The sequence below is a fragment of the Parasaccharibacter apium genome (assembly GCF_002917995.1).
In the GTDB taxonomy this organism is placed as follows: domain Bacteria; phylum Pseudomonadota; class Alphaproteobacteria; order Acetobacterales; family Acetobacteraceae; genus Bombella; species Bombella apis.
The window spans coordinates 221,790-228,099 of record NZ_LMYH01000013.1; the positions used below are offsets into that span (position 1 = coordinate 221,790).

Consider the following 6,310-nt stretch of genomic DNA (forward strand, 5'->3'; position numbering starts at 1 on the left):
ACGAAAAGGAATGATTATATATGGTTAATGACCATGAGTTACCTCTCACAATCGCACGAATACAATTCGCCTTTACCGTTGGCGTACATATAATATTCCCAGCATTTTCGATCGGTCTATCTGTATTCCTCACCTTTCTTGAAGGCATGTGGTTAAAAACGAATGATAACCGTTATTTGAATCTCTTTAAATACTGGTTGAAAATCTTCTCCATCGTCTTCGGCATGGGGGTCGTCTCTGGCATCGTGATGGCCTACGAGTTCGGTACCAACTGGGCAGGCTTCTCTGCCAAGGCAGGGCCCATCACAGGCGTGCTTCTCTCTTACGAAGTCATGACGGCCTTCTTTATGGAGGCTGGTTTCCTTGGTGTCATGCTGTTCGGGCTGAACCGTGTCGGCCGCAGAATGCATTTCTTTGCAACCTGTGCCGTCACTACAGGAACGCTGATCTCCATGACATGGATCCTTGCATCCAACTCATGGATGCAAACCCCACAAGGCTATGTCATTGACCAAAAGACAGGCCATTTCCTGCCCCATGACTGGCTGGCCATCATCTTCAATCCATCCTTTCCCTACCGGATCACCCATATGGGGCTGGCTGCCATGCTTTCAGTGGCCTTCACGGTAGCTGCCGCAGGTGCATGGCATCTGCTCAAGGCCAAAAAGGGAGGTACACAGGCAGACAGTACGATCCGCCTCATGTTCTCCCTGTCCCTCTGGATGATTGTCATCACAGCCCCTCTCCAGATCATAGCGGGCGACATGCATGGGCTGAACACCCTGAAATATCAGCCCGCCAAGATTGCCGCCATGGAAGGCGACTGGACAAGCGAAACACGAGCCCCTGAACTGTTGTTCGGCATCCCGAACATGAAGACAGAACGTACGGATTACGCCATAGGGATTCCGCTACTGGGCTCCTTCATCCTGACCCATGATATCAACGGCAAGGTACCCGGCCTGAAAGATTATCCGGCAGACCAGCGGGCCCCGGCACCAATCGTGTTCTTTTCTTTCCGCATCATGATTGCCCTAGGGGGGCTTATGCTGCTCTGCGGCCTCTGGTCACTCTGGCTGCGGCGCCGACAGCGTTTGTTCGACCATCCTCTTTTCCTGCGGGTGATACTCACCATGGCACCAGCTGGGTTTCTGGCTCTGCTCTGTGGCTGGGTTACGACAGAAGTCGGGCGGCAACCATGGACGGTCTATGGCCTGCTTCGCACGAAAGACAGCGCCTCACCGCTGGCACTCTCCAGCCTGTCTTTCTCCATGCTGTTTTTTGTTGCGGTCTATCTCTTTGTTTTCGGCTCAGGCCTCCTGATGCTCATCCGCCTGCTACGGGCCACCCCAGAAGCTGCTGACAACACCAGCGATGACATCATGATCCTAGGTAGCCACCATCATACGATCTCTCAGAACAAGGATGCGTCATAACATGTCCGGCCTTGCATTCTATCTTCCCTTCATCTGGGCGTTCATCGTCATTCTGGCCATTTCGGTCTACGTCATCCTTGATGGCTTTGACTTGGGAATTGGCATGCTCTTTGCTTTCGAGAAAAAGCCGGAGCATCGTGACATCATGATCAACACGATTGCCCCCGTCTGGGATGGTAATGAAACATGGATGGTTCTGGGTGGAGCAACCCTGTTCGGTGTTTTCCCCGGTGCTTACAGCACGCTGCTGCCTGCCTTCTATATCCCCATCATCATCATGCTGGGGGCTTTGATCTTCCGTGGTGTTGCATTCGAGTTCCGCATCATGGCGCACTCACCCAACCATCGGGCCTTCTGGAATACGGGCTTCATGGCAGGGTCCACACTTGCCGCTTTCTGTCAGGGCTGCATTCTTGGCGGGTACGTTCAGGGGGTGCATACAAGCCACGGTGCCTTTGCCGGAGGAGCCATGGACTGGCTGACACCGTTCAGCGTTCTTTGTGGCCTGTCCGTTGTTACAGGTTATGCTCTTCTTGGTACGACCTGGCTCGTTTGGCGCACATCCGATGAACTGGAAGCACGATGCCGCCGCTGGTCCAAAAGATTATCCATTCTGATGATTCTCTGCATCATTGCCGTTAGCTGCTGGACGCCGTTTCTCCATGCGCCCTATCTCCATCACTGGATTGCCTTTCCGAACATTCTGTTCGGCCTGCCTGTTCCTCTACTGGTGGCACTGGCCGGTTTCCTGATGTGGCGGACCCTAGACAAGGAACACGCCATCACGCCTTTCCTGTGCGCCATTGGATGGTTCCTGCTCAGCCTGGTTGGCCTGGCCATTACCATCTGGCCCTACGCTGTACCACCAACCCTGACCCTGTGGGATGTAGCATCTCCAGTTCCCAGCCAGCTTTTCCAGCTCGTCGGGACCGTCATCCTGCTCCCCATCATCACGGGATATTCGATCTATTCCTACTATCTTTTCCGTGGAAAGGTCACAAAAGCCGATGGATATCACTAAGTTCACCACATACGATAAGAAGAAGGTGCCAGCCTCCTTCTCCAAACGTCTAGCGTGGTTCTTGACCCTCTGGGGAATGGGCACTCTTGCCATCATCTTGATGGCAAGCTTCCTTCACCTTCTGATCCCCCATGGCTGATGGTCTGACATGGACTTCACCTAAAGAAAAGGCAGGGCCATATGCATGGCCCTGCCTTTTCTTTCATGGACAACAGACCAGGCTGTTAATCAGTTGTTCATCGCATCGAAGAAGTCCTGATTGGTCTTGCTGTAACGCAGCTTGTCCAGCAGGAAGTCCATGGCATCCATCGTGCCCATCGGGGCAAGGATACGGCGCAGGACCCACATCTTGGAGAGGGAAGCCCGGTCCACCAGCAGCTCTTCCTTGCGGGTGCCGGACTTGGTGATGTCGATGGCCGGGAAGGTGCGCTTGTCTGCCAGCTTGCGGTCCAGCATCAGCTCGGAGTTGCCCGTGCCCTTGAACTCTTCAAAGATGACCTCATCCATGCGGGAACCTGTATCAATCAGGGCCGTGGCAATGATGGTCAGGGAGCCACCTTCCTCGATGTTACGGGCCGCACCGAAGAAACGCTTCGGCCGCTGGAGGGCGTTGGCATCCACACCACCGGTCAGCACCTTGCCGGATGAGGGCACGACCGTGTTATAGGCCCGGGCCAGACGGGTAATGGAATCCAGCAGGATGACCACATCACGCTTGTGCTCGACAAGGCGTTTCGCCTTTTCCAGCACCATTTCCGTCACCTGCACATGGCGGTGGGCCGGTTCATCAAAGGTGGAGGAAACGACCTCACCACGAACGGACCGGGCCATGTCCGTCACTTCCTCAGGCCGTTCATCAATCAGCAGAACGATAAGGAACACATCCGGGTGATTGGCAGAAATGGAAGCAGCAATGCTCTGAAGCATCACCGTCTTACCCGTTCTCGGCGGTGCAACGATCAGGGCACGCTGCCCCATGCCGATGGGAGAGACCAGATCAATCACACGGGAGGTGTAATCCTTCTGGTCCTTGCGATCACGCCCCTTGCCCTTGGCAGGAGCCGGAGCAGCGCCAGCTTCCCCTGTCGGCTCGGTTTCCATGCGGAGACGGCGCTCGGGGAAGAGGGGGGTCAGGTTGTCGAAATTGATACGGGCACGGACCTGCTCCGGTGCCTCAAAATTGATGGTATTGACCTTCTGGAGGGCAAAATAGCGCTCTCCATCCCGGGGCGCCCGGATCTCACCCTCCACCGTATCACCAGGCCGCAGGGCAAAGCGGCGCACCTGGGCCGGAGACACATAGATATCATCCGGGCCGGGCAGATAATTGGCTTCCGGGCTGCGCAGAAAGCCGAAACCATCCGGCAGGATCTCGAGCGTTCCTTCGCCATAAATGGCCTGCTCACGCTCGGCGAGAGTCTTGAGGATGGCAAACATCATGTCCTGCTTGCGCAGGGATGATGCATTTTCGACCTCCAGCTCTTCAGCAAAAGCCAGCAGATCAGCAGGGGATTTCTTCTTCAGTTCGGCGAGATGCATGAAATGATGCGCCTTGATATGCCCCGGTGGGGTAACTAATCGGAATAGACGAAAAACCAGAATACAGGCCGGGTACCCGCACGGCAGGACCATGCGCCACGGGGCATGCCGGACCTCAGGGACAGTCAGGGCTGCCGCCCCACAGGGAACTGGCAAAACTGCCTTCCGGTGCGAAGGAGATGACCCGGAAGGCAAAGCAGGACGCCGCCACCATCAGGTCGGCTTTCTTCCTAGGTGAAAGAGGGCCGCACTGTCAAGCGGGCCCTCCTTGCGGGGCAGGGCCAGCCTTTCAGACCACTTTCAGCATGGCATCTGCCGTGCGCAGGGCAAGGGCCATGATTGTCAGGGCCGGATTGGCCGCACCGGAACTCGGGAAGATGGAGTGGTCGCTGATCCACAGATTGTCGATGTCGAAACTGCGCCCATATGGATTGACCACGGCCGCTCCTGCATCGGTTCCCATCCGGCAGGTGCCGATCATGTGTGCGGCCCGGCTGATGACACGGATGTCCTTCGCCCCGATGGACTCCCACATCTTCACCATCAGGCGGGATGCATGGCGGTGCATGGCGTCCTCATTGGGGCCGTATGTATGGTCGATCCGTGGTTTGGGCAGACCGAAAGCGTCTTTTTCATCAGACAGGGTCACACGGTTTTCATCCCGTGGCAGGCTTTCCCCGTGCATCCCGATACCCGCACTGTAATTGTAGGCTGCCAGCGTGCGGCTGAGGGCCTCACCACGGCGCCCATCCGCCCGGACCAGATTGGCAGCCCATGTGAGCGGCATCATGCCCAGGGACTGGAGCAGATACCCTCCCGCAAAGTCGGCATCCTTTGGCCGCAACATGTCTTCGGAAATGGTCAGGGATGGGTAACCCTTGTTGGGCCGGGTTTCTTCATCAAACACACCCCAGACCTGCGTGGATACATGCGTCATGTAATTGCGTCCCACCTGCCCGGAACTGTTCGCCAGACCGTTGTTCAGCAGCAGGCGGGCCGTTTCCACCGCTCCGGCAGACAGGACAACAGCCCGGCATTTCTGCCGTTCCTCCCGTCCGTCACGGACATAGATGACCGCCGTGATCCGCCCCTGGCTGTCCCGCTCAAACCCCGTCGCCATGCAGCCAGGACGCAGTTCAGCCCCATGGGCACAGGCCAGTGGCAGATAGGTGTTGTCCACGCCCGATTTCGCCCCGTTCCGGCAACCCTGATGACAGGCACCGCAATTCACGCAGGCTTCCCGTCGGCCAAAATGAGGCTGGTCATGAGCTTTCGTGATGACAGCCAGAGGACCATCTGCATGACGCAGCCCTACATTGTCACAGGCCTGACGCATCTTCAGGGCGGCATTGTTGGGTGCTGCGGGCGGATAGGCATAATGGCGGCTCTCATCCCAGGGATAAGATGCTGGGCCACTCACACCTATGAAGCGCTCTACCTCTTCCACGTAAGGCTGAAGCTCTTCGGCTCCGAAAGGCCAGTCCACCCCTTTCCCGCTCTCACTGTACAGGCGGTAATCCCGGGGATCCATGCGCGGCAGGAAAGCCCCGTAATGAAGCAGGGACCCCCCAATCCCTGTTCCACTGTTATTACCCCCAAAGGCCTGCGGTGTTCCCCCACCAGACAGACGCTCATGCAGCCAGTACAGTTCCTGTGCTGTCGGCTCATCCGGCGTGTGGGACCTGGCCTTGAAAGAAGGGCCGGCTTCCAGCGCCACGACCTTCCGCCCTGCCATGGCAAGTCGCGCAATGAGCGGTGCGCCGCCCGCGCCCGTCCCGATGACGACAACATCGGCAGTTTCCTGTGAAAAATCATTATGCGTTTTCTGCATCATGCAACTGTTTCCATCACTTATGGATCAAAGATGTTCGTACTGGGGTACATGGGGACAGTACGGCCCGAAGCGGGAGAGGTACCGAGTACCGGGGACGGTACTGTACCCCCTTATGAAACGGGGATTGTACACAGCCTCATTGTGGAAAAAGAGGGATAACGTTCTGCACCCCTTGCTCTAACTTGTCTTCAGAGGTTGTACACACTGTGAGTAAGCTGGGGTACATTTTTCGAAAGCCGGGTACCCCGGTTTCCACAAGGTCTTTCAACAACATCTAAATCTAAGATTTGTAAATTCATATGTTGTGTTGTCTGGCTGTCCTTTCTTCCATTCCAGCTCCAGACTGGCTTGCCGCCATGAAGAAAGACCTTGGTTCATGTCCCTACGATCCCTTTTTCCTGTTTCTTCCAGAGGCGGAAAAGCCCTGAAATTCTCCTTCATCCCATTTTTGAAAAACGGCGCTCATTTTCCGGCTCAAAA

The 6,310-nt window shown here is 56.2% G+C and carries 4 protein-coding genes; 2 read left to right on the forward strand and 2 right to left on the reverse strand.

The features are described from left to right. Positions 1–20 precede the first annotated feature (20 nt). Positions 21–1,436, forward strand: coding sequence for a cytochrome ubiquinol oxidase subunit I (locus ASO19_RS07035; RefSeq protein ID WP_043559146.1), 1,416 nt, complete (start codon positions 21–23; stop codon positions 1,434–1,436). A gap of 1 nt (position 1,437) precedes the next feature. After that, the gene (gene cydB, locus ASO19_RS07040) at positions 1,438–2,457 is read left to right on the forward strand and encodes a cytochrome d ubiquinol oxidase subunit II (protein ID WP_043559149.1); all 1,020 of its coding nucleotides are present in this window, start codon (positions 1,438–1,440) and stop codon (positions 2,455–2,457) included. Positions 2,458–2,685: 228 nt separating this feature from the next. Here cydB and rho read toward each other — a convergent pair whose 3' ends face one another. After that, positions 2,686–3,996, reverse strand: coding sequence for a transcription termination factor Rho (gene rho, locus ASO19_RS07045; RefSeq protein WP_086431611.1), 1,311 nt, complete (start codon positions 3,994–3,996; stop codon positions 2,686–2,688). Positions 3,997–4,285: 289 nt separating this feature from the next. Beyond that, on the reverse strand, positions 4,286–5,830 hold the full coding sequence (locus ASO19_RS07050; RefSeq protein WP_258036038.1) for a GMC family oxidoreductase: 1,545 nt from the start codon (positions 5,828–5,830) through the stop codon (positions 4,286–4,288). Between the last annotated feature and the right edge of the window lie 480 nt (positions 5,831–6,310).